Annotated in this window: 21 protein-coding genes; 12 read left to right on the top strand and 9 right to left on the bottom strand. The window is 64.7% G+C overall.

Annotated elements, in window-relative coordinates; translation table 11 throughout:
* Positions 1–33: 33 nt before the first annotated feature.
* Genes AC3G7M_RS17215 through AC3G7M_RS17200 form a run of 4 tightly spaced genes read left to right on the top strand, consistent with a single transcriptional unit; the run spans position 34 to position 3,483 of the window.
* Positions 34–1,341: an NAD(P)/FAD-dependent oxidoreductase gene (locus AC3G7M_RS17215; RefSeq protein ID WP_489213354.1), complete on the top strand. Its 1,308-nt coding sequence runs from the start codon at positions 34–36 to the stop codon at positions 1,339–1,341.
* The gene (locus AC3G7M_RS17210; RefSeq protein WP_489213353.1) at positions 1,338–2,090 is read left to right on the top strand and encodes an amino acid ABC transporter ATP-binding protein; all 753 of its coding nucleotides are present in this window, start codon (positions 1,338–1,340) and stop codon (positions 2,088–2,090) included. Before AC3G7M_RS17215 ends, AC3G7M_RS17210 begins: the two co-directional genes overlap by 4 nt.
* Positions 2,087–2,794 carry an ABC transporter permease gene (locus AC3G7M_RS17205; RefSeq protein ID WP_489213352.1) on the top strand — a complete coding sequence of 236 codons (708 nt, stop codon included), beginning with the start codon at positions 2,087–2,089 and terminating at the stop codon, positions 2,792–2,794. The genes AC3G7M_RS17210 and AC3G7M_RS17205 overlap by 4 nt, the downstream gene beginning before the upstream one ends.
* On the top strand, positions 2,791–3,483 hold the full coding sequence (locus AC3G7M_RS17200; RefSeq protein ID WP_489213351.1) for an ABC transporter permease: 693 nt from the start codon (positions 2,791–2,793) through the stop codon (positions 3,481–3,483). The genes AC3G7M_RS17205 and AC3G7M_RS17200 overlap by 4 nt, the downstream gene beginning before the upstream one ends.
* Positions 3,484–3,501: 18 nt before the next feature.
* Here AC3G7M_RS17200 and AC3G7M_RS17195 read toward each other — a convergent pair whose 3' ends face one another.
* Positions 3,502–5,127, bottom strand: coding sequence for an amidohydrolase (locus AC3G7M_RS17195; protein ID WP_489213350.1), 1,626 nt, complete (start codon positions 5,125–5,127; stop codon positions 3,502–3,504).
* A gap of 173 nt (positions 5,128–5,300) precedes the next feature.
* Here AC3G7M_RS17195 and AC3G7M_RS17190 point away from each other — a divergent pair, with 173 nt between their 5' ends.
* Positions 5,301–6,542: an alpha/beta hydrolase gene (locus tag AC3G7M_RS17190; protein ID WP_489213349.1), complete on the top strand. Its 1,242-nt coding sequence runs from the start codon at positions 5,301–5,303 to the stop codon at positions 6,540–6,542.
* A gap of 8 nt (positions 6,543–6,550) precedes the next feature.
* Here AC3G7M_RS17190 and AC3G7M_RS17185 read toward each other — a convergent pair whose 3' ends face one another.
* Positions 6,551–7,996 (bottom strand): aminotransferase, encoded by a 1,446-nt coding sequence (locus AC3G7M_RS17185; RefSeq protein WP_489213348.1) that lies wholly within the window; start codon positions 7,994–7,996, stop codon positions 6,551–6,553.
* A gap of 165 nt (positions 7,997–8,161) precedes the next feature.
* Between AC3G7M_RS17185 and AC3G7M_RS17180 the strand changes: the two genes are divergently transcribed.
* Together AC3G7M_RS17180 and AC3G7M_RS17175 are read left to right on the top strand one after the other, a co-directional pair.
* Positions 8,162–8,596 (top strand): YeeE/YedE family protein, encoded by a 435-nt coding sequence (locus AC3G7M_RS17180; RefSeq protein WP_489213347.1) that lies wholly within the window; start codon positions 8,162–8,164, stop codon positions 8,594–8,596.
* The gene (locus AC3G7M_RS17175; RefSeq protein WP_489213346.1) at positions 8,593–8,997 is read left to right on the top strand and encodes a DUF6691 family protein; all 405 of its coding nucleotides are present in this window, start codon (positions 8,593–8,595) and stop codon (positions 8,995–8,997) included. Before AC3G7M_RS17180 ends, AC3G7M_RS17175 begins: the two co-directional genes overlap by 4 nt.
* Here the strand turns inward: AC3G7M_RS17175 and AC3G7M_RS17170 are convergent.
* From AC3G7M_RS17170 to AC3G7M_RS17155, 4 genes are all read right to left on the bottom strand, one after another.
* Entirely contained in the window at positions 8,987–9,925 is a 939-nt protein-coding gene (locus tag AC3G7M_RS17170; RefSeq protein WP_489213345.1) for a bifunctional helix-turn-helix transcriptional regulator/GNAT family N-acetyltransferase, read from the bottom strand. The genes AC3G7M_RS17175 and AC3G7M_RS17170 overlap by 11 nt on opposite strands.
* 234 nt (positions 9,926–10,159) lie before the next feature.
* On the bottom strand, positions 10,160–10,738 hold the full coding sequence (locus tag AC3G7M_RS17165; RefSeq protein WP_489213344.1) for a hypothetical protein: 579 nt from the start codon (positions 10,736–10,738) through the stop codon (positions 10,160–10,162).
* A 158-nt stretch (positions 10,739–10,896) separates the two neighbouring features.
* On the bottom strand, positions 10,897–12,414 hold the full coding sequence (locus tag AC3G7M_RS17160; protein WP_489213343.1) for a DUF2142 domain-containing protein: 1,518 nt from the start codon (positions 12,412–12,414) through the stop codon (positions 10,897–10,899).
* Complete coding sequence (locus tag AC3G7M_RS17155) at positions 12,411–13,211, bottom strand: glycosyltransferase family 2 protein (protein WP_489213342.1); 801 nt, start codon at positions 13,209–13,211, stop codon at positions 12,411–12,413. The genes AC3G7M_RS17160 and AC3G7M_RS17155 overlap by 4 nt, the downstream gene beginning before the upstream one ends.
* 156 nt (positions 13,212–13,367) lie before the next feature.
* Here AC3G7M_RS17155 and AC3G7M_RS17150 point away from each other — a divergent pair, with 156 nt between their 5' ends.
* Positions 13,368–14,216 (top strand): DUF6502 family protein, encoded by an 849-nt coding sequence (locus AC3G7M_RS17150; RefSeq protein WP_489213341.1) that lies wholly within the window; start codon positions 13,368–13,370, stop codon positions 14,214–14,216.
* Positions 14,213–15,439, top strand: a complete 1,227-nt coding sequence (locus tag AC3G7M_RS17145; RefSeq protein WP_489213340.1) for a DUF5666 domain-containing protein — start codon at positions 14,213–14,215, stop codon at positions 15,437–15,439. Before AC3G7M_RS17150 ends, AC3G7M_RS17145 begins: the two co-directional genes overlap by 4 nt.
* An 89-nt stretch (positions 15,440–15,528) precedes the next feature.
* Here AC3G7M_RS17145 and AC3G7M_RS17140 read toward each other — a convergent pair whose 3' ends face one another.
* From AC3G7M_RS17140 to efeU, 3 genes are read right to left on the bottom strand one after another with little or no spacing between them, the layout of a single operon-like run.
* Positions 15,529–16,761, bottom strand: coding sequence for a Dyp-type peroxidase (locus tag AC3G7M_RS17140; RefSeq protein WP_489213339.1), 1,233 nt, complete (start codon positions 16,759–16,761; stop codon positions 15,529–15,531).
* A 20-nt stretch (positions 16,762–16,781) separates the two neighbouring features.
* Entirely contained in the window at positions 16,782–18,005 is a 1,224-nt protein-coding gene (gene efeO / locus AC3G7M_RS17135) for an iron uptake system protein EfeO (protein WP_489213338.1), read from the bottom strand.
* Positions 17,992–19,593 carry an iron uptake transporter permease EfeU gene (gene efeU / locus AC3G7M_RS17130; RefSeq protein ID WP_489213337.1) on the bottom strand — a complete coding sequence of 534 codons (1,602 nt, stop codon included), beginning with the start codon at positions 19,591–19,593 and terminating at the stop codon, positions 17,992–17,994. The genes efeO and efeU overlap by 14 nt, the downstream gene beginning before the upstream one ends.
* A 395-nt stretch (positions 19,594–19,988) precedes the next feature.
* Here efeU and AC3G7M_RS17125 point away from each other — a divergent pair, with 395 nt between their 5' ends.
* The 3 genes from AC3G7M_RS17125 to AC3G7M_RS17115 are packed head-to-tail and all read left to right on the top strand — an operon-like array spanning position 19,989 to position 23,730.
* Positions 19,989–21,371 carry an LLM class flavin-dependent oxidoreductase gene (locus AC3G7M_RS17125; protein ID WP_489213336.1) on the top strand — a complete coding sequence of 461 codons (1,383 nt, stop codon included), beginning with the start codon at positions 19,989–19,991 and terminating at the stop codon, positions 21,369–21,371.
* Between the two features lie 41 nt (positions 21,372–21,412).
* The gene (locus AC3G7M_RS17120) at positions 21,413–22,384 is read left to right on the top strand and encodes a sugar ABC transporter substrate-binding protein (protein WP_489213335.1); all 972 of its coding nucleotides are present in this window, start codon (positions 21,413–21,415) and stop codon (positions 22,382–22,384) included.
* Positions 22,384–23,730, top strand: coding sequence for an LLM class flavin-dependent oxidoreductase (locus tag AC3G7M_RS17115; RefSeq protein ID WP_489213334.1), 1,347 nt, complete (start codon positions 22,384–22,386; stop codon positions 23,728–23,730). Before AC3G7M_RS17120 ends, AC3G7M_RS17115 begins: the two co-directional genes overlap by 1 nt.
* Position 23,731 lies beyond the last annotated feature (1 nt).

The raw sequence follows: 23,731 nt of genomic DNA, 5'->3' as shown, positions 1-23,731 counted from the left end.
GAGAGTAGAGCGATGGGTCCCTATGTTGATTCTGTGACCTCAGATGAGGTTCTGCCGTCGCGCGCCAGCGTGGTCGTGATCGGCGGTGGCATCATCGGGACCTCGGCTGCCTTCACGCTCGCCAGCCGTGGCGTGTCGGTCGTGCTGTGCGAAAAGGGGCATATCGCGGGCGAGCAATCGAGCCGGAACTGGGGCTGGGTGCGCCAGGCCGGGCGCGACGCCCGTGAGATGCCGCTGATCGTGGAAAGCCTGCGCCTGTGGCGCGGGCTGGATCGCCAGATCGAAGCCGAAACCGGCTTCCGCGAATGCGGCGTGCTCTATGTCGCGGAAGACGAAGATGACGAGCGCAGCTTTGCCCAATGGCTGGATATGGCAGCGCCCTATCAGATCGGTGCCCGCATGGTGCGGGGCGCTGAGATGGAAGCGCTGATGCCGGGCGCGTCCCAGAAATTCCGCAGCGGCCTGCATGTGCCGAGCGACGGCTGTGCCGAGCCGCAGAAGGCGGCGCCTGCCATTGCCCGCGCGGCCCAGGCCAAGGGTGCGACGATCCTCGCCCATTGTGCCGTGCGCGGGCTGGAAAAGACCGGCGGCCGGGTCAGCGCTGTCGTCACCGAACGCGGCACGATTGCCTGCGACGCCGTCATCCTGGCCGGCGGCGCCTGGTCCAGCCTGTTCTGTGCCAGCCTCGGCATTCGTTTGCCGCAAATCAAGACGCTGTCTTCGGTGCTGCGCACCGCACCCGTTGCGGAGGGTCCCGGCCCCTGCACCTGGATGGGCGATATCGGCTACCGTCGCCGCCGTGACGGCGGCTATAGCATCGCCCATGGCAGCGGCCATGTCACGCCGGTCGTACCGGATTCCTTTCGCTATATGAAGGAGTTTTGGCCGAGCGTGAAAAACGAGGGTAAAAACCTTCGCCTGCGCGTCAACGATCTCTCGCGCTTTGAGTTCACGACGCCGCGGCGCTGGGCGCTGGACCGCGAAAGTCCTTTTGAGAAAGTTCGCGTGCTCGACCCCGCGCCCAACAAGGCGCTGAACGCCATCGCGCTGGAAGCGATGCGCAAGCTCTATCCCGCCTTCCGCGAAGTACCGGTGGTGCAGGAATGGGGCGGCTATATCGATGTGACGCCCGACATCGTGCCCTATATTGGGGGCACGGAGGCTTTCCCAGGTCTGGTGATCGCGACCGGCTTTTCAGGCCACGGGTTTGGCATCGGCCCCGCTGCCGGCAAGCTCGCCGCTGAAATCGCTCTGGGAGACACGCCCTCGGTCGACCCCACGGCATTTCGCGTCAACCGCTTCAGCGATGGCTCCCCCATCGTGCTGGGCGCGGAATTGTGACGGCATCCGATCAGTGCGCGGTGGTGCTGGAGGGGGTGAACATCGCCTTCGGCACCAATCACGTTCTGCGCAATTTTTCGCTGGGTGTCAGGCAGGGGGAGCGGGTGGTAATCTGTGGCCCGTCAGGCTCGGGCAAGTCGACCATGATCCGCTGCATCAACGGGCTGGAGCGCTATCAATCCGGCCGCATCGTAGTCGACGGCATTGCACTGACGCGCGACGCAAGCTCGCTGAAACGCATTCGCCGCGATGTCGGCATGGTCTTCCAGTCTTTCAATCTGTTTCCCCATCTGACCGTGCTGCAGAATTGCATCCTGGCGCCGATGTCGGTACGCGGCATGAAGCGCGCTGAGGCTGAGGCATTGGCGATGGACTATCTCGGCCGCGTGAAAATCCCCGAACAGGCCAGGAAATATCCAAGCCAGCTGTCCGGCGGCCAGCAGCAGCGGGTCGCCATTGCGCGCGCGCTGTGCATGCAGCCGCGCGTCATGCTGTTCGATGAGCCGACATCCGCGCTTGACCCCGAAATGGTCCGCGAAGTGCTGGATACCATGGTGGAACTGGCAGATTCGGGCATGACCATGCTCTGCGTGACGCATGAAATGGGCTTCGCGCGGCAGGTGGCTGATCGGGTCATCTTCATGGATGGCGGCGAGATCGTGGAAAGCGGGCCGCCGGACGCACTGTTCGCGGCGCCCTCGACCGACCGTCTGCGGCGCTTCCTGGCCCAGATCCTGCGCAGCCATTGAGCGGGCTCGACAGCATGATGGGGGGCTACGGCAGCCAGTTCGCAGCTGGTATCCTGCTGACGCTGGAAATCTCCGTCTGTTCCTATGGCATCGGTCTGATCTTCGGCGTTCTGGGGGCGAGCGCAAAACTGTCGTCCTGGCGGGCGCTGCGCTGGCTGGGGACGCTCTACACCATCATCGTCCGCGCGCTGCCGGAACTGCTCCTGCTGCTGATTGCCTTCTATGTGCTGGCGGGCGCCATTTCGGGCCTGGCCGCGTCCATCGGCCTGGTCAAAAGCGACTTTGCGTTCAGTCCGTTTCTGGTTGCGGTCATATCGCTCGGCTTCATCCAAGGCGCCTATGTGACGGAAATTCTGCGCGCCGGCGTGCTCGCCTTGCCGCGCGGCCAAAGCGATGCGGCGCTGGCGCTGGGCCTGTCCTGGCGCGTGCGCTGGACGCGCGTTCTGGGGCCGCAGGTGATGCGTCACGCGCTGCCTGCACTGGGCAATGTCTGGCTGAACGCGACCAAGGATTCCTCTCTCATCAGCATCGTCGGCGCCTTCGCCGATGTGCTGAAGGTGAGCAGCCTAGCTGCCGCCGCGACCAAGCAGTATATCCTGTTCTATGCGCTGGCCGCGCTGTGCTTCCTGCTTATCAGCGCTGTCTCCATGCTCATCCTGAATGCGCTGCATATCCGCAGCCGGCGCGGATTGCATAGCGCATGAATTTCGACGGCCAGTTCTTTCTGACCCAGGTGATGCCGCAGTTGATCGCGGCGATCCCGATCACGCTGGAGCTGACGGCGATTGCCGCCCTCGGCAGCGCGATCCTCGGCGTGCCCTTGGCGCTGGCTCTGGGCGGCCGCGCCTTGGCCAAATGGCCAGCCCAGGCCTATAGCCTGGTCATCCGCGGCACCCCGATGCTGGTGCAGATATATTTCATCTATTACGGGCTTGGATCGCTCATCCCCGCGCGATGGATGCGCCATAGCTGGGCGTCACCCTATCTGCGCGATGCCTTCTGGTATGGGGTCGCCGCCCTCATCATCAACGAAACCGCCTATGTCGCGGTCATTCTGCGTGGTGGTTTGGACGGCGTGCCGCGGGGTGAGCGCGAGGCTGCGGCCGCTTTGGGCCTGTCACCCTTCACCACCTTCATGCGCATCGTGCTGCCGCGGGCTTTGATGATCACGCTGCCGACCTTTGGCAGCGAGCTGATCCTTCTCCTGAAATCGACCGTTCTGGTCTCGACAATTACAATCTTCGACGTGCTGGGCACGGCCAATGTCATCCGCTTCCAGAGCCTGCGCGTGCTGGAACCGCTGGCCGGTGCGGCGATCGTCTATGTCGTGCTGGTCGGCGCCATCAGCCTCGTCGTGATGGCGATCGAGGCCCGGCTCGCGCGGATGCGCTGAGCCGGGCCTCTGCCGCGGTTATAGCCCGTTATGGGTGATGCGGCCGTCCATCATCGTCAGCAGGCATGTGGCCGTGGACAGCGCATCCGCCGATGCGGTGATCGGATCAACCGTCAGCACCGTCAGATCGGCGCGCATGCCGGGCGTGAGGGCGCCGGAGATCGCTTCCTCATGCACCGCATGGGCCGCGACACTGGTGAGGCCGGCGAGTGCCTCGATCCCCGTCAGCGCCTGGGACGGCTGCACGGCCTCGGCCTCCGTTTGTTCCGCGAGGCGCCGGAAGCGGGCGCAGACAAGAATCTGGCGCGGATCATAGGGCGCGATCGGCCAGTCCGATCCCATCACGACGGGGGCGCCGGCATCGGCGATGTCCCGGCAACGCAAGGCGCGGTTAGCGCGCTCGGTCCCCAGCCGGATCGACCAGTTATCCTGATGATCGGCACGGGTATAGAGCACGGCGTGGGACGGCTGCATGGAGGGGATGACGCCTTCGGCGGCGAAGCGGCCGATATCCGCATCCGGCAGGCTCTCGATATGCTCAATGCGATGGCGCGCGGTACGGCGGATATCCTCCGGCACGTCTTTCAGCGTATCGAGCACGAAGCGCACCGCCTTATCGCCGATGGCATGCGTAATGGTCTGCACGTGGCGTTCGGCGAAGAAGCGAATGGCATGCTGATAGGCCGCGGTATCCGGCCACAGGGCTGACAGGCCTTCGCCGTTGATATCGGGCTCATGCAGCCAGCCGGTGCCGCCGTCGATGGTGCCGTCGATGAAGAATTTGGCCGCGACCACGCGCCAGTGGCGGCCATGCAGGCTTTGCTGGGCCAGAACCTCATCAAGATCGGATTGCGTGGCGCCGGGATTGATCCAGGGTGCGGCATGCAGACGCAGCGGCAGATCGCCCTCTGCCTCAAGGGCGGCAAACAATTCCAGGCTGCGGTTATTCGCATCCATGACGTGAATGCCGGTCAGGCCGGCCGCCGCCATGCGGTTCAGTGTGGCACGGAGGGCGGCTGCGCGCTCGGCGAAGGTGGCGACGGGGATGAGATCACGCACCAGGGCTATGGCTTCCGGTTCCAGCAGCACACCGGTGGGCTTGCCGGCATCGTCGCAGACAATGACCGAGGCGCCGGTAAAGTCGCGCGGACCGGTAATGCCGGCAAGGGTGAGGGCGGTGCGGCTGACGGCGACGCCATGATAGTCGAAAATCAGGAAGCTGGCCGGGCGGCCACCGACGGCCTCTTCGATCATATCGGCGATATGCGGCACGTCGGCATAGCAGATCGGGTCCAGGCTATGGCCCAGCACCCAGCCGCCGGGCGGGGTGCGGGCGGCCTCGGCACGGATGCGGCTCAGCATCTCATCCAGGCTGCGCACGCCGGCAAGGTCCGCGCCCTTCTGCTGGTCACTGCCCGAGACCGGGTGCGCATGGCCATCGACCAGGCCGGGCATGAGGAAGGCGCCCCCGAGGTCGATGACCTGTGTCGCGCTTGTGCGCTGGGCGAGAAGATCCGCCGCCGCACCAAGCCCAGCGATACGGCCGTCCTTGATGGCGATGGCATCGCCCGCGCGCTGGCCGTCTGGCGCGGTCGCGTCGATCAGTCGGGCATTGACGATGATGGTATCAGGCGAAGATGTCATTGCGATCTCTGTGCTGGACGGCGCCATGCTCTGGCGCGTGGAGGAAGGCTGTGTGCGTGGCGCGATGTCATGCACCGGACCTCGCCAAAGCAGTGGTGCTTCGGCATTCTCGCCCGGTCGCATAGGCTATGATTGCGATCGAAAAACATGGGGCGGTAATGGCGGAAAATGAGATGACTGTCGGCCGGCGCGACTTTGCGCGGTCGGCGGCGGGACTGTTCGGCGCGGCGGCCGCACTCGGCACCATTTCGGTCGCGAAGTCTGCCATGGCCGGAACGGCGACGGCGGCGGCCGACGGCGTGACCTATAGCCTGATCGGCAGATGGGACATCGCGAAGCTCAACCAGATCCTGACGACGGATGCGCCGAATTTCTTTGCCCACAAGGTCAGTTTTACCGCGGCCCAGCATGGCGTGAAGCTCTATCGCGTGACCTATCCGTCCGTGATTCCAGAGCAGGGCAATCGGCCGATCCTGGCCTCCGGCCTCGTCGCCGTGCCCGATGTGGCGGGAACAAAGTTTCCGCTGCTCTCCTACCAGCATGGCACGGTCTACGGAAAACAGCAGGTTCCCTCTCAGCCCGATCAATCGCCTGAGACGCAGCTCGTTCTCGCGCAGTTCGCAGGCCAGGGCTATATCGTGATCGGTGCTGATTATTTCGGCATGGGCGACAGCGCGGCAGAGCCCGAGGGCTATCTCGTCAAGGCCAGCCAGCAGCAGGCGCCCTTCGACATGCTGCGGGCGGCGGACGCGGTGTTGGCGCAGTTGGGCGTTTCCGCCAGCCGCCGCTTCCTGGGCGGATGGTCGCAGGGCGGTTTCGTGACCATGGCCTTGCTCGAAAAGCTGGAAGCGAGCGGCATCGCGGTGGATGGCGTGGCGACCGCCAGCGCCCCGATGGACGGGTTTGCGGCCTTCAGCGGCTTTCTCGATTTTCCCCGCAGCATCGACGCCACCTGGGTGCCGGTGCTGTTTATCCTGACGGCATTTTCCTTCGAGAATTACTATGGCCTGCCCGGACTGGCGCGGGCGCTGTTTGCCGACAGCCACTATGACATCGCGCGCGCGGTCTATGAGCGGCAGCACTATGACATGACCAAAGTGCCCACCAAGCTGCATGACCTGCTGCGGCCCGATTATTTCGACCCGCGGTTTTTCATGGCCTCGGCCTATGGCCGGATCGTCGCCGAGACGCTGCAGGCCTATCGCTGGGTGATCAAGACGCCGGTGCGCAACTATTACGGCGAAAGCGACGAAGTCATCACCCCCGGCGTCGGCCGCATGGCCATGACCTATCAACAGGCCATGGGTACAGGCAATACCAAGGTCACCGCACTTTCCACCGGCAAGACCGACCACCGCGGGACCTTCGTCACCGCGGTGCCGGAGTGGAAGCGCTGGTTCGATCAGGCCGGTTGAGCTGGAAATCAGCTGAGGAGGCCTTCCGCCTTCACATCGGCGCGGGTGCGCAGGATCGCCTCGCGCAGTGTCGCGGCCGTCTCGGCGATATGCTCCTCCTCGAAGACGAGCGGGGGCGAGAGCACGATGAGATGGCCGATGGAACGGGCAATGAGGCCGAGTTCATGCGCATGGTCGGCGATGCGATGGCCGATATCCACGGCGGCCGGAAAGGGCTCCCGCGTTGTCTGGTTCTCCACGGCTTCGACGCACATCATGAAATGGCTGCCGCGCACGTCACCCACGATGTCGATATCGAGCAGCGAATTCAGCGCGGCCTCGAATTTCGGTCCGTTTTCACGCACCCGCCCGCAGATGTCCTCGGCTTCCATGGCGCGGATGGTGGCGAGGCCGGCAGCGGCCACCACCGGATGGCCGGAATAGGTGAAGCCATTGGTAAACCAGGCGGATTCGGGCGCGGCATTCAGCACGGCCTGGATGCGGTCGGAATAGATTAGCGCGCCCAGCGGCTGGTAGCCCGAGGTGATGCCCTTGGCCGAGATGATGATATCGGGCTCGATGCCGAAATGCTCGGTGGAGGCAAAGAAATGGCCGAGACGGCCGAAGCCCGTGACGACCTCATCTGAGACATAGAGGATATCGTATTGGCGGCAGAGTCCCTGGACGCGGGCGTGGTAGCCCTGCGGCGGGACAATGACGCCGCCCGCACCGAGCAGAGGCTCGGCGAAGAAGGCCGCGATGGTATCTGCGCCCAGCGTCAGAATGCGCTCTTCCATCTCCTGAATCAGTAGATCGCAGAAGCCCGCTTCATCCAGGCCTTCCGGCCGGCGATAGGTATTGGGAGAGCGCAGCGTCTGCACCATCTCGGTCTCGAAATTGATATGCGGACTGCGCATCGTGTGGCGGCCCGACATGGAATGCGTCAGATAAGTGCTGCCATGGTAGCTGTCGGTCTGCACCAGAATGCGGCGCTTGTCCTTCTTACCCCGCAGCGACTGGTAGAAATGGATCAGCCGCACGGCGGAATCATTCGCGGTCGAGCCGCCGCAGGTGAAGAAGACGTGGTTGAGATCGCCGGGGGCGATGCGCGCGATCTCGCGCGCGAGTTCGGCCGCCGGCAACGAGCCGATATCCACGAAGGGCGTGAAATAGGGCATGCGCCGCGCCTGATCGGCCATCGCCTGCACGATATCCTCGCGCCCATAGCCGAGATTGACGCACCAGAGCCCGGCCATGCCGTCCAGGAAGGGGCGGCCATTGACGTCATAGACATGGACGCCGCGGGCGCCGCTGACGAGGAAGGAGCCGCGTTCCTTGAAGCTCGCAAAATTGGTCCAGGGGTGCAGCAGATGCTGGCGGTCCGACTCCCAGGCAGCCTCGGCGTCCGCCTCCGGCACCACGAATTCCTGGGCGATGGAATTGGAAAAGCGGTCAGCCAGAGTAGAATCGGTCATAATGCAGCAGTCCTGGAGAATTTCTTTCCTACGAGCCGCCTCTGACGCGACAGGCGTAATTTGTGATCGCTTTTTTGGACGGCGCAAGCATTTTGTGATCAAATTCTTCTGGCCAAATTCCGCGGTGCGGGCTGGTGCCGGACATTTTGAATGAGGCAAGGGCTGATGCATTGGCAGGTATGGTTGCAATCCCTGGGCGGCGGGCTGCTCATCGGTCTTGCCGCCGCGATGTTTCTGCTTCTGAACGGCCGCATCGCCGGTATCAGCGGCATCCTGGGCGCGCTATTGCCGCCGCAGGGGCGTGAGGCGCTGACCAATGCGGCCTTCGTCCTTGGCCTGCTGCTGGGTCCGCTGCTGTTCATGGGATTGGCCGGCCATGCGCCGGCGATGGTGCTCCGCGCGCCATGGCCGCTGCTCGTCATCGGCGGGCTGCTGGTCGGCTTCGGCACGCGCCTTGGCTCGGGGTGTACCAGCGGCCATGGCGTCTGCGGTCTGGCCCGCCTGTCGCCGCGGTCGATGGCAGCGGTCTCCGTCTTCATGGCGATGGCCATCGCGACCGTCTTCGTCATGCGCCATCTGCTGCCGGGGATCGGGGTATGAGAGCGCTAGGCGGTCTGCTGGCTGGCCTCGTCTTTGGGCTTGGCCTCGCCATCTCCGGCATGCTCAACCCGGTGCGCGTTCTCGGCTTTCTGGACGTGGCCGGGGACTGGGACCCGAGCCTCGCCTTTGTTCTGGGCGGTGCGGTTTCGGTCTCTGCCCTCGGCGTTCTGCTCATGCGGCGCCGGGCGCGTCCGCTTCTCGCCCCGGCTTTCGCCCTGCCGACGAACACCCGCATCGATCTCCGGCTGGTCGCTGGTGCTGCCTTTTTTGGCATCGGCTGGGGACTGGTCGGGTTATGTCCGGGGCCGGCAATCTCCGGTCTGGTACTAGGTCACGGCGCGAGTTTTGTGTTCGCATGCGCCATGCTGGCCGGCATGTTGCTGTATCGGATCATGCCGTAGTGTCGCTGCCGCTGCCGTCCTGCAGCGGCAGCGTCCAGGTCTCCCCCATCAAGGGCATGCCGAAACGCTCATGCATCGCGGTCTCGGTGATGGTGAAGCCGTGCGCTGCATAGAGGTGGCGGGCGGTTTCCAGAATGGAATGGGTCCAGAGCGTCATCTCCCGGTAGCCCGCCGCCCGTGCGAAATCGACGCAGGCCGAGACCAGCGCGCGGCCGATGCCCAAGCCGCGCGCGAAGGATTCGACATAGAGCAGGCGCAGCCGGCAGAGCCCGTCCCCTTCATCGGTGAGGAAGACCGAGCCAGCCATGACGCCGTCCACTTCGGCCACCCAGCAATTCTCGCGGCCCGGCTTGAACTGGCGCAAAAAATTCGTTGTCACCTCACCTTCGATGACCTCGATCTCAGGACCCCAGCCGTAGTCTTTGCGGTAGAGGATGGACTGCCGCGCGGCGATCATCCCCATGTCGCCTGCGCGAAAGCTGCGCAGGGTAAACCCCCGCTCAGCCGTGGGGTCGAGCAGAGATTGCACGGTCGTCAGCGCCTGGACCAATTGGCCGCGCTGGGCGGGCAGAAGACGGTCCAGGCTTGCCTCGACCACGCTTTGCTGGCGCTCGTCGAGTTCGGTCGCGACGGCGCGACCCGCATCGGTCAGCGCGATGGGCCGCTGGCGCGCGTCTTCCGTGCCACGTACGCGTTCGATCCAGCCGCGGCCTTCAAAGCGGCTGAGGACGCGGCTGACGAAACCGCCATCCATGCCGAGTGCGGATTGAAGCTCGGCCGCGAGAGGACGGTCCCGCTGGGCGATTTCAAACAGCAGCCGCGCCTCCGCCAGGGACATGTCGGTGCCGAGAAATTTTGGGTCCAGCGCGCCGACATACTGCGTGAAGAAGCGGTTGAAGCGGCGTAGGCGGGCGGTTGCGGTTTCCATGGCCGAACCATCGCAAAAGAACTTGACTTAGTCAAGTAATCAGGGCGCGTAGAATCCGTCCAGCACGCTAGGCGGGGGTGGTGATCCGTCGCGATGCCCGCACATCGGTCCTGGCGGGCGCGGTCCGGTATTTGCCCCAGACCACGTCCTGCCAATAACGCTGCCGATGTCACGGGCCAGACCACAATGTCGATGGCGGCTTGATCATGTCCTGACGCACGCGTGAGATAAATATTAATCCATGGAGGTGGGAACTGCAGTCTCCATGTAGCAGTTCGGCTTCTCCATGGTAGATTTCGTGCCTTCTTTGGCTGCCGCGGCCGTCAGTGCCGCGTCATTCCACTCATACTTGATCCGGCGCGCATCCAAGCCTTGGGCAATCAGATCGTCGCGGATCGTTACGAACCGGGCGAGCTTGAAATCCTTCTCGGTCGCCTTGGGATTACCGGCAACCGCGTCATTGCCATGGCAGGTTACGACCAGCGACATGCCGGTCTTCTTCACGTCGTCCGCCGCCAGCTTGATGGCAGCAAGCACATCTTGGTTCATGGCGTCGCCGACCTGATGCTTCTCAAAGTAAGCGATATACATCCGATACTGGTCCGGCCGTGCCATGTGGCTTGGCGCCTCATCGATTGCGGGTGCGAGCGAATCAGCTTGCGAAGCTGCCGCAACAGGTGTCGCCGCGCGAGAACTAAGAGTGCCAAAACATATCAGGCTGACGATCCCGCCTAGTAAAGCGAAGCCCGCAGCCAGGAATCCCGGTTTCCAACGTCTGCGCCGTTGCGGCTTTTCAGTGCTATCTTCGGTCATGCGGCGGTCCCCCATCACTCGCGGTTTGAAGCCTCCCTAGGACTTTTTCAAGGACCAAGGCGCATGGAGAGCCGTGCCGACGCTGCCGTGACCACGCGGAGATCAGCTATCCCAACCGCTGACCGGACCATCCGAAATGAGTTGCCATAGTCAAGTCATCAGGGCGCGTAGAATCCGTCCAGCACGCAAAGCGGCGTGACAATCAGGCTGGCGGCGGCAGCGATGGCGATGGGCAGCAGCAATAGCGCCGGCGGGCCGAGGTCTCGGCGCCCGAGTTGCGGTAGCAGAAACAGCGTCGCCGGCAGCAGTGGCAGGAAATAGCGGCCGGTCGGCCCTTGCACGATCGGGAAACCGACCCGCGTCCAGCTGAGATATTGCGACATATAGATGGCGATGACGATCAGCCCGAGCATGACCGCGAGCGTTACTTGATCGCGTATCCGAAAGCTGCCTGGCCGGCTGTGCTGGTGGTCCGCGATGACGGCGGCCAGCAGTGCCAATGCCCAAAGCGCATAAAGCGGCGGCGGCAGGCGGAGCGAGACGAAGCCGAGGATGCCAATGAACTCCAGCACCAGGGCTTTTTTTGCCCAAAGGGACTGCAGGGTGAGGGTGAGGATGCGGAACGGCTGGGCGACGAGCACCTTCAGCTGCGCGGCGGCATCGGGACTGGTGAAGATGTCTGTCGGCGGACCGGGATAGAGCGGGCCCGCGTGATAGGGCGGCAGCGGCGGCCAGGGCGCTGCAATATGGGTCATGGCATAGAAAGCCCAGCCGAGTGCCGGTGCCGCGCAGAGTATTGCGATGAGCAGCCTGACAGCACAGGCGCTTCGCGCTTCGATCGGAAAAACCAGCAGCAGCAGCAGGCCGGCATAGGGAATTTTGGCGAAGGCGATGAGGCCGAGCAGAAGGGCCGCCGCAATCCAGGCAGGGGAGGGCGCCCAGCGGTCCTGCTGCGTGAAAGACGGGGCCTCCGCCGACCGGGTCAGGCAGGCAAGCGCCAGTACCGCGGTCGCGATGAGCAGCCCGTCCTGATTGAGCGAGGCCGCCAGCGACACTTCCATGGGCAGGGCAAGGGTGCAGAGCAGGACGGCATGGCCGCGCCGCGCGATGCTCAGCGCCAGAATACCGATAAGGGCGAAGACCGCAAGATTGACCAGTCTCCCGGCCAGGAAGCTTTCGGCGGGGCTGGCGCTGACCAGGCGAAGTGCCGCCATGGCGAGGGCGGCGGGGGCATAGAAGACCGGCACATAGAGGGCAAGCGGCGTGATTTCCGCGAAATGCCGCTCGCCCTGCCACGCGGCGGCCCGGGCGTGGCGGATTGTGTCCGCGGTCACCCATTGCCCCGGGCCATCGACCATGGCGGCACCCGCCAGACCAAGATCGGCGGAGACGCCTGCCGCGGCGTGCAGGCTGCCGTCGGGCAGATGGATCATGGTGCGAAGCCCCAGGATTTCGCCATGGGACAGGCTTTCCGCCCGCAGCGCATGGGCGGTTTCATCGGCGACACCGCCGAGGGGCGTGATGAAAGCCAGCATGATGCCGAGTGGCAGAACAAGGACCAGAAAGATGATCAGGCAAAGCCGCGGCATCTGCGGCGCTGTCTGCCCGTCGTGCGGCCGGCCGGCCGGCCGGACACGCGCCGCGCTTTCCCGGCCCTCCCGAAAGGTCAGGCTCATGCCGTGGCCTTCTCCGGCTGGACGGACGGACTGGCAGGCACGGTCAGGCGGCCGCTTTCGGCGCCGAACAGCGCCGAGCGGCGCAGACCCATGCGCGATAGCCGGTAGTCGAGCGAGGTTGCCAGAACGCCGAGCCCGTAGGTCACGCTGCGCGGGAAGTTGATGCTCGACGCCCCGCCGAAATACCGTGTGGGACAGGAGATTTCGCCGAGGCGAAAGCCCGCGTCGATGGCGAGGGCCAGCATCTGATTGTCAAAGACGAAATCGTCTGAACAGCGCAGCAGCGGCAGGCGTTCCAGGACGCATCGGCTCCAGGCGCGAAAGCCCGTGTGATACTCGGACAGGTTCTGGCCGAGCAGAAGATTTTGTGTCGCTGTCAAAGCGCGATTGGCGACATATTTGTACAGCGGCATGCCGCCTTTGCGCGCACCCTGGCCCAGGATACGGGAGCCGAGAACGACATCGTAATGGCCGGACGCGATCATCGAAGCCATGGCTGTGACCAGCCTTGGCGAATATTGATAGTCGGGATGCAGCATGACGACGATATCTGCGCCGCGCGCCAGGGCGGCCGCGTAGCAGGTTTTCTGATTGGCGCCATAGCCGCAATTCTGCTGGTGGCAGATGGTGAAGAGCGAGAGCGCGCGCGCGAGCGGGACGGTGCGGTCTTGGCTCGCGTCATCGGTGAGGATGATATCGTCGACGATATTGCGTGGGATTTCTGCGATGGTGCGGACCAAAGTACGCTCTGCATTATAGGCGGGCAGAACGACGGCAACGCGCTTTCCGAGAAGCATGTATAGGCTCCAATCGTCGGTCTCAGGCCATAGGGTGCAGGCGCGACACCCAGCCTGCTGACGGTCGGCGATCTATAATGTGGGAAAATTTCCCACGCAATAGCCGTGGGAGATGTTCCCACGGAGAACCGCCCATGTTACCTTTCGTATCGACCGATGGCCCCGCATACCCTTCCCACTGAGGCGATCCTGAACGCCTCTGCCCATTTGCTGCGCCCCCTGGTGCGGCTGATGCTGCGCGTGGGCATTACCTTTCCCGTCCTCTCCGAGCGGTTGCGCATGCTGTTCGTGGAAGTCGCGGCAGCCAGTCTGGAGCAGGAGAAGGCGCGCACGGATAGCCGGCTGAGTCTGGCCACGGGCATTCATCGCAAGGAAATCCGGCGGCTGCGCGAGGCGGGCGGTGGCGCGCCGGTGCCGGCTCTGCCCGAGCCATCCTCTGTCACGCTCAGCGCGGCGCTGATCGCCCGCTGGCTGGCGACGCCCACGTCGCCGGGCACGGGGGAGGATCTCTGGCTGCTGCCGCGGAGCGCGGTCGCCGGGCCGTCCTTCGACGCGCTGGTGCGGTCGGTCACCACCGATGTGCGGCCGCGCGCCGTGCTGGATGAATGGCTGGCTCAGGGCATCGTGACGCTGGAGCCAGGCGATCAGGTGCGGCTGAATACGCGGGCCTTCGTGCCTGCACCGGGCGCGGAGGCGCAGCTTTTCTATTTCGGGCGCAATCTGCATGATCATATCGCGGCTGCGGCCGCCAATGTTCTGGCAACCGATCACGCGCCCTTTCCCGATTTGAGTGTGCATTACGATCGGCTCAGCCCACAGGGGGCGGCTGCGCTCGATGCCGTGGCACGCGCCGCCGCAGCGCGGCTGCTGCAGGATATCAACCAGCGTGCGGCGGCGATCGCCGCGCAGGATGATGCATCACCAAACAATGGACCGAAGCGGCGGGTCAATTTCGGCATCTATCTCTATGTCGAGGATGAAAGCGGGACGGGGGCGGCACCGTGAGGCGCTATCTTGCCCTGGCGACGGCCGCCGCGCTGCTGACGGCTTGCACGCCGTTGACCCCCGATCCGGCTGGGTGGCCGGGCGGCCCTGGCACGGCGTGGCTGCGCCCGGTCATGCCCGGTACGGCCTGCCGCCTGCCGGCTGGGGACGGCCGCATGCAGCTCACCGAACGCGGCATCGGGGGCACCGGCCCTATCACGCGGCCAACGCCGATATCAAATCCTGCCGGCACGCCGCCACCGACCGGGGTTGCCGCCGTTATCACCGGTTTCGGCAGCATCTGCTTAGCGGGGCTTGAGGTGCAACTGGCCCCGTCTGTGGCGGTGACCGTCGATGGTGCGGCGGCTGGCCCGCTGCCTCTGGCGGCGGGCGAACGCGCGGTCCTGGTCGCGACATGGCAGGACGACAGGCCGGTGACCGCCCGGATTGCCATCCGGCATGAGATTATCGGGCCGGTGCAAAGCGTGCTGCGGCCCGATCATCTGCTCATCGCTGGCCAGGATGTTCATGTGGCCCCGGGGGCCTGGGTGCAAGCCGCGCTGACGCCCGGAACCTGGGTCGCCGTCAGCGGCCTGCCGCAACCGGATGGCGGCGTGCTGGCAAGCCGGATCGATCAGGCTGCCGCCGCGGCCGGGGTGCTGCTGCACGGCCGTCTGCGGCGGGTCGGGCAGGGCCTTGCCATAGGCGCCTTGCCGGTCTCGGGCGGTAATTTCGATACGCTTGCCGGGCAGCGTGTCAGGCTGGTGGGGAGGCTGGTGGATGACCGGCTGATGGTGGCACTGGCGGTGCCCGACCGGTTGGAGAGCGATCCGGCCCTCGTCTTCGGCCCGCGTGTCACCCACTACGCGATTCAGACCCTGGTCGGCGGTGGAGATGGCGCCGGTCCCTTTGCAGTTCATATGGCTTTGCCACCCGGGACGGCACTGCCCGCCACACCCGAGCCCGCCATTCTGGGACTGGTGCGGACGGGTGTCACCGGACTGGTCGCCACTTCAGTGAGCGTGGCAGGGACAGCGCCTGGTAGCGTCGGCAGCGCGCTGTCAGCCCAGGGCAGTGGTCCGAACTCCGCGAAGGACGCGGGCTTCGCGCGGGGCCCCGCCAGCGTTCATGCCGGCGGCTTGGGGCCTGGCCCATCCGGTCCCTCCGGCCCCGGCCCATCCGGGCCTGGCGGCCCTGGTCCCTCCGGCCCTGGCCCCGGCCCGTCCGGGCCTGGCGGCCCCTGACATCTCTGGCGCCTTGCCGGGATAGCGGTTGCGGGCACAAAAAAGGGCGGCTCAAGCCGCCCTTTTTCACTCATAAAAGATCGGATTGTTCAGGCAAAAATCGCCTGCCCGATATATTCGCCTTCTTTCGGTGCGGGGGGCACGAAGAAAATCCCAGATCCGATATGCGCGATATACTCGTTCAAGGCATCCGAGGCGCCAAGCTTGGTCTGCAGCCTTTCAAAATGGGCCGGATCGTTCTGGTAGGACATGAAGAACAGTCCCGCATCGAGCTGGCCAAACTGATTGAGCCCGTCGGTATAGTTGTAGGGGCGCCGCAGAATGCGCACGCCGCCGTTATTCTCATGCGCCGCGAGCGCGATATGCGCGGTGATGGGAATGACAGGATCGCCGCTGGCATCGACCTTCTTGAAGTCCGGCGTATCGAATTCATGGACGCCGGTCAGCGGCGCGCCTGACACCTTATGGCGGCCGAAGACGTTGTTCTGGTCGCTGACGCGGTCGGTATCCCAGTTCTCGATATGCATCTGGATCTTACGCACGATCTGATAGGAACCGTAGCGCTGCCAGGCCGGACCGTCCTTGACCCAGACGAATTGCTCGAATTCCGCATCGTCACGCAGATTGCGGGTGCCGTCCTTGAAGCCCATCAGGTTGCGCGGGGTTGTCTGACCCTTGCCTGCCGAAGCGCGGCCGAACCCCATCACCGTCCAGCGCGTCTGCGCGCAGCCCGTGCTTTTGGCGATACGCGCCAGATCACGCACGGCATGATAGGCGACCTGCGGATCATCCGCGCAGGCCTGGATGGAGAGATCACCGCCGGTCAGACCAGGGATCAGCGCGTCACTCGGCAGCTGGATCAGCTCGCGCAGCAGCGGCGGCTTCTGATGGCTGAGGCCATAAGTATCGGAGAAGACCTTGGGGCCGAGACCGACGGTGACCGTCAGCGAGGCCGGCCCGAGATTCAGCGCCTCCCCGGTATCGAAACCGACGGCGCTGGGCTGGGCTGGTTCGACCTGCCCGATGGTCGCACCCTGCATCATCTGCGCGATGGCACCGGACCAGAGCGCGAGCAGCACCTGCAGATCACCGACCTTCGCCGTTGTCAGGTCGAAGGTCATGAACATGGAGTGGCGCTGCGGCGGTGTGCTGATGCCGGCCTGCTGGCCGTCGCCGTAGAAGGGATGGCTTTTGCTCAGATCCACAGAATCGTCGCTGCCGGCCGCGGGCGTCGTGGCGGCAAAGGCAGCCGCGTGAGCGGCCACCCCCACGGCGCCCGCAGTCGCGCCGAACAGCACGCCGCGACGGGACAAAAATGGCATTTTCGTTGATTTATCAGACATCACTTATCCGCAGTCGCTACTTTTTCGCCGATCTTCGACAGGGGCTCCTGCAGGGCCTGGATGGCCTTGCTGAGCTTCGCGGCGTCGCTCGCCTTCAACTGGGCGGTATAGAGCTGGTAGCCACCCGCAACACTCTGGTCACGATAGGTATCGAGCATGGCTGTCACCTTGGCGAACTCAGCCTGGACACGGGCGGTGAGGTCCGGGTCGATCTTCTGCATGCCCGGCTCCAGGAAGGCGAAAGCCTGCTGGGCGCCTTCGACATTGCCTGCGAAATCGACGAGATCGATATGGCTGAAGGCTTCTTCTTCGCCGGTCACCTTGGTCGTCTGCACTTCTTCCAGCAGGTCGGCCGCACCATTGGCAAGGTCTTCGGGCTTGTAGGTCAGCGTGGGTGTCAGCTTTGCCAGCATTTCGACATGGGTCAGCAACTCGGCTGCCTGCGTCTTGGTCTCCGCCGTGATGGCGTTGTTCTGGAACAGGTCACGCTCGATCGCATGGAAGCCGTGCCAGCCGACCTTGGGGTCGAGCGCCGAGGCGCGCATGTCAATCAGATAGTCCAGGCTGCCGGCATTGTCGGTCGCCTTGAAGCCGGGCAGCACGAAGCTGTCGACATCGGATTCGATACGCTCATAGAAGGGGCGGGCGAGCGGGTATTCGGCGCGGGCCTTGGCGAGATCACCGGCATCGATATCGGCCTTGAGGATCTTGACGGCATCAACCATGGCGTTGGCAATACCCGTCACGTATTTCGCGTAGCCGATCGTGCCGTCCTGCAGCAGTTGCGTTGCGGTGCCGGAGGCCGCGGGCGCCGCCTCGCCGGTGACGGTGAAGCTCTGCAATTCCTGCGACGCGCCGGGGCAATAAAGCTGATAGTTGCCGCCGCCCAGCGTCAGCGTCAGCCCGACGGAGGGCAGGCCCGGGGCAAGATTTTCCTTTTCACCCAGGATGCGGTTGTCGTTTTGGATCTCGACCTCGGTAATGCCGGTCGCGGTCTTGTTGGTCACCGTAAAGGTGACCGGGCCAGCCTTGGCGTTGGTGTAGTCGATGAGGCAGGCGCCCCCGTTGTCACCGACCAGGGTGACGTGGATCTGGCTGACGCCGTTGGCAATCGGAGCAGACCCGGCTGCTTGCGCCGTGCCGGACAGTGCCGTGGTCATGGAAAGGGTGGCGCCGAAGCCGGCTGCGATCAGCAGCGGGCGCGTAAAGCTATTCAGCGGCATGCGTATTTCCTTCAGTCATGGAATGGACGTGAGACGACGGGCGCGCCGCGGCGGCCGCGCGGTTGAGGGCACGACCTTTCGCGCGGGCGGCGACGGCGAGGGCAAGGGCCGCGACGGCGAGCAGGGCGGGCAGCAATTCCGCCCAGAAAGCGCGTTCCTGCTGCGCGGCGGCGAGGCGGCTGAGCGTGGTGGAGACGGCTGCGCCATAGGTGCTGGCGACCTGCCAATTGCTGTCAGCCTTGCCGCTGACGGTCAGCGGGCGGGGGCCGTAAAGCCCGCTGCCAGAGAGGTTGACGATGGTGATGTCCGATTGTGCGGCGTCCAGAAGCAGGCCATTGCCAGTGGTCCAGACATCGGTGCTGCGGGTTTGGTTCCACTGCGCGTCATAGGGGCCGGGATGGAGCCGGAAGTTGAGGCCAAGCGGCGCCCGCCCGCCATTGAGGTCGAGAACCTGATCGAGGGTCAGCCGGCTCGGCGCCTGGGCCGGTACGCCGCTGGAGGCCATATGCCAATGCAGCGCAGGTCGCCCGTCGCGGCTGGCGGCCTGCGCCTGGCCGGCGGGGAGGGCGATCTGGCTGTCCTGGCCCCGGATGGTGAACTGTAGGCTGTGGCCATCGGGGTCGATCTGCGCCGTGCCGAGGGCCGTCTGGCTGTCATTGCTGGCGACGAGGGGGGCGGCCGGCAGCGGGCCGGGCTTGGCCGCCGGATAGAGCAACGCGAGGCCAGCGGCCAGCGCCAGCAGCAGCACGGCGATGCCATAGCGCAGCCGCACGGCTCCCCGGGGCGAGGGGCGGCGCGCCTGCGGCCAATAGACGTAAAGTGAGACGGGGATGAGATAGGCGAACCAGCCGATAACCTCGACCAGACGCGGATCGGTCGGGATGCCGAGCACGCCGGTGATCAGCGCCGATTGCACCGAGCCGGGCGCGACTAGCCAGGACAGGTTCACGGTCATCTGCTGGCCGGCATTCAGCCAGCCCGCCTCGTGACTGGTGCGGAGGGCCGTCACGACGAGGCCGGCGGCGACCAGAATGAGGAAGGCGCCGGTGACCCGAAAAAACCGCGACAGGTTGATCTTCACGCCGCCGATATAGATGCCCCAGCCGATGACCACGGCGAGCAGCACGCCCAGCACGGCACCGGTCGCGGCCAGCGCCGCCGATTGCGCGGCGGAGAAGGTAGCGAGGAGGAAGACCGCCGTCTCAAACCCTTCCTTGAGCACGGCGAGAAAGGCCATCGCGGCCAGGGCGAAGGCGCCGGTATGGCTCAATGCCTCGGCGGCCTGCGCCTCCAGCTGCCGCTTCATGCTGCGGGCATGCTTGTTCATCCAGGCGATCATGCCGGTGACGAAGAAGATGGCGATGGCGCCGATGACGCTCTCCATCCCTTCCTGCGCGGCCTGCGGCAGGGCCTGTTCGACCAGATCCAGCCCGACGCCGACCAGGATCGACAGGACGACGGCAAGGCCGACGCCGGCCCACATGGCCGCGAGCGACTTGCCATTATTGCGCAGGAAGGCGGCGATGATGCCGACGATCAGGGCGGCTTCCAGTCCTTCGCGCAGGCCGATGACGAAAGTCGCAAGCATGGATTGGCTTCGGCGGAGATCCGCCGCCTTTCAGCGTCAGGATGCGTGATCAGCCCGAGGAGGCCGTGCGTGAGCAGGGGCATATCCGGCCCCAGCTAATATTGCAAGTCATTCGCATTTGCGACGGCGCCGGCCGGCACTGCACGCTGTGCTGGGCAGAGCGTCGGCTTCGGGCCGGCTATTTGCGAAAAAATTGGTGCTGACGCTATTTCAGGGCGATGAGAAATCGTCTAATCGTAATTAGACGATACATAATTGTGTTACATAAATATGCGCACGAAGGATGGGTATAACGGGCATGTGTCAGCCCCCGCGTGGTCGCACCCGGTTATGGTTTTCCTCAATAGCGGCCCCCACCCCATTCCGCCGGACGGCCGCATGAAAGACTCCAGGATTTGACGAAGGAACTTCGCCTCAACGCTTTCACCATGGCGACGCCGGATCATCTGTCGCCCGGTCTCTGGCGGCACCCGCGCAGCGAGGCCATGGCCTATACCAAGCGCGGCTACTGGACCGAATTGGCGCGGATATTGGAGCGTGGCCTGTTCGACGGTCTTTTCATCGCCGATACCCTGGGGGTCAGCGACGTCTACCGGGGGAATCGCGACACCGCGCTGGGCGACGGCCTGCACGTGCCGCTGAATGATCCGCTGCTCGCCATTTCAGCCATGGCCGAGGTGACGGAGCATTTGGGCTTCGGCGTGACGGTGTCGATGACCTATGAGCATCCCTTCACGCTGGCGCGGCGCATGTCGACGCTGGACCATCTCACCGACGGTCGCATCGGCTGGAATATGGTGACCTCGTCGCTTGACAGCGCATCGCGGGCCTTCGGCCGCACCCAGCAGCGCGCGCATGATGCGCGCTACGATATGGCCGATGAATATGCTGCCCTCTGCTACAAGCTGTGGGAGGGCAGCTGGGCGGATGACGCGCTGCGCCGCGACCAGGCAAGCGGCGTCTATGTCGACCCTGCGCGGGTGCGCACCATCCACCATACAGGCGAGCATTTTCAGCTCGAAGCCATGCATCTATGCGAACCGTCGCCGCAACGCACGCCGGTGCTGTATCAGGCCGGGGCGTCACCGCGCGGACGTCGGTTCGGCGCGGAGAATGCCGAATGCATCTTCATCGGCGCGCCATCCAAGCCCGTGCTCAAGAAATTCGTCGCCGCCGTGCGCCAAAGCGTGGCGGAAGCCGGGCGCGATCCATCGGAGGTGCTGATCTTCGCCGAGCATACCGTCATTGTCGCGCCGACGCCGGCAGAGGCGGAGGCGAAGGAGGCCGACTATCGCCGCTATTGTTCCGACGATGTGGCGCTGGCGCTGATGTCAGGCTGGATCGGCACCGATCTCAGCCGGTACGCCTTGGATGATCCGTTTCATCATGTCGACAGCAATGCCATCCGCACCGCGGTGGACGCGATGAGTTCGGCCGATCCCGACCGTGTCTGGACCATTCGCGAGATTGCAGCCTGGTGCGGCATCGGCGGCCTGAGCCCTGTCTCTGTCGGCTCCCCTGCGATGGTCGCGGACAGTCTGCAGGCCTGGGCCGAAGAGACCGATATCGATGGCTTCAACCTGGCCCATGCCGTGACGCATGAAAGCTTCCGTGACATCGCCGATCTGCTGGTGCCTGAGCTGCAGAAGCGCGAGGCCTACAAGCAGGCCTACCGGCCGGGGACGCTGCGGCAGAAGCTGTTCGGTCGCGGCGACAGGCTGGGGGCCGGCCATCCTGCGGCGCGCCACCGGTTTGATCGGGACACGGTGTCTGGATGAGCGGTCACACCACCACAACAGCGAAGAGAGTGAGCGAGCGCATGAAACGATCGAAAATCCTGCTCGGCCTTATCGGCGCCTTCGCCATGGGCAGTGTCGCGGCTCAGGCGCAGGCTCAGGATGTGCCGAGCCTGCAGGGCAAGCGCATCGGCATCACCGTCGCCGGCACCGAGCATTACTGGGACCTCAAGGCCTATCAGGGCCAGGTGGATGAGGTAAGGCGCCTGGGTGGCGTGCCGATCGCGCTGGACGGCGGCCGCAATGACAGCCGCCAGATCAGCCAGATTCAGACTCTGATCGGCCAGAAACCCGATGCGATCATCGAGCAGCTTGGCAGCGTGCCGGTGCTGGAGCCGTGGCTGAAGAAAATCCGCGCGGCCGGCATTCCGCTGTTCACGGTCGATACCGTGTCGCCCTACAGCATCAACGACACGACCTCCGATAATTTCCGCATCGGTGAGGAACTGGCGCTGAAGCTCGCGAGCGATCTTGGTGGGCGCGGCAATATCCTGGTCTTCAACGGCGCCTATAATGTGCCGGTGATCGCCATTCGCTATGACGAGCTGCGTCTGGTGCTGAAGAATTTTCCGGGCATCCATATCATTCAACCCGAACTGCATGAGGTGGTGCCCAATACCGTGCAGAACGCCTATGCGCAGATTACCGACATGCTCGCGAAATATCCGAAGAAGGGTGATATCGCGGCGGTCTGGCAGGCCTGGGACGTGCCGCAGGTGGGGGCGACGCAGGCGATCATCGCCGCGCATCGCGATGAGATTCGCACCTATGGCGTCGATGGCAGCCCGGATGTCGTCAAGATGGTGGGTGACCCGGCATCGCCGGCGGCCGCGGTGGTGGCGCAGCAGCCCTATCTGATCGGCAAGACAGCAGTCGACAATGTCGCGCGCTATCTCAACGGTGATAAGACAGTACCGCCCTATACCTTCGTGCCGTCGATCCTGGTGACGAAGGATAATGCGGCGGCGGTCGCGAAGCAGCTCGGCCAGAGCTGATGACCATGCGCCAGGGCGAGATGAAGCTTGGCCTGTTCCTCTATCCGACAGGCCATCACATTGCAGCCTGGCGGCACCCGGATGCGCAGGCCGATGCGGGCGTCAATCTGGGCCATTACATGCGCCTGGCTCAGGCAGCGGAAGCCGCGAAATTCGATCTCATCTTCTTCGCCGATGGTGCCGGCACGCGCGGCGATGATGTCGACGCGCTGAGCCGGACTGCGCATAATTATGCCGCGCAGTTCGAGCCGCTGACGCTGCTCTCGGCGCTCGCCGTGATGACCGAGCGGATCGGGCTGGTCGCGACGGCTTCCACGTCTTTCAACACGCCCTATCACGTGGCGCGGCAATTTGCCTCGCTGGATCTGCTCAGCCGGGGCCGCGCCGGATGGAATCTTGTCACCTCCTCCAACGAGGCCGAGGCGCGCAATTTCAGCCGGCAGCAGCATTTCGCGCATGGCGAGCGCTATGCGCGGGCGGAGGAATTCGCCGATGTCGTGACCGGCCTGTGGAACAGCTGGGAGGCGGATGCCTTTCCGCGTGACAAGGCAACCGGCCGCTTCTTCGATCCGGCCAAGCGGCATGTGCTGCGCCATGACGGGCCGTTCTTTCAGGTCGAAGGGCCGCTGAGCGTGCCGCGGTCCCCGCAGGGCCAGCCCGTCATCTTCCAGGCAGGATCGTCGGAAGCGGGCATGGAGCTGGCCGCGCGCACGGCCGAAGCGGTCTTCACCGCCCAGCTGCGGGTGGAGGATGCGCAGAACTTCTATGCCGATCTGAAAGGCCGGATGGCGCAGTATGGGCGCGCACCGGACAGTCTGAAGATCATGCCCGGCGTTTGTCCCGTTGTCGGCCGGACACGGGCTGAAGCGCAGGCGAAGTTCGACGCATTGCAGGAGCTGATCCATCCGCGTGTGGGCCTCGCTTTGCTCGCGCCGATCACCGGCGGGCTTGATCTGTCCCGCTATCCGCTGGACGGGCCCATCCCCGAATTTCCGCCGACCAACGCCAGCAAAAGCCGGCAGCAGCTGATGGTGGATCTGGCGCGGCGCGAAAACCTGACCATCCGCGAGCTTTATCTGCGGGTGGCAGGTGCGCGTGGCCATTGGCAGCTGGTGGGCACGGCGGCCGATATTGCGGATGCGCTGGAAGAGCGGTTCGTGCAGTACGGTGCGGACGGGTTCAATGTGATGCCGCCGCTTTTGCCGACCGGGCTGGATGATTTTGTCACGCTTGTGCTGCCGGAGCTGCGGCGGCGCGGGCGCTTCCGCCGTGACTATGAAGGCGCCACCCTGCGAGCCAATCTCGGCCTGCCGGCGCCACGCGAACAGATAAACCAAGGTAGATGAC

It is taken from the genome of Acidisoma sibiricum (genome assembly GCF_057837225.1).
Note: the sequence above shows the minus strand (reverse complement) of the source record. Positions and strands in the feature narration are given on the sequence as shown.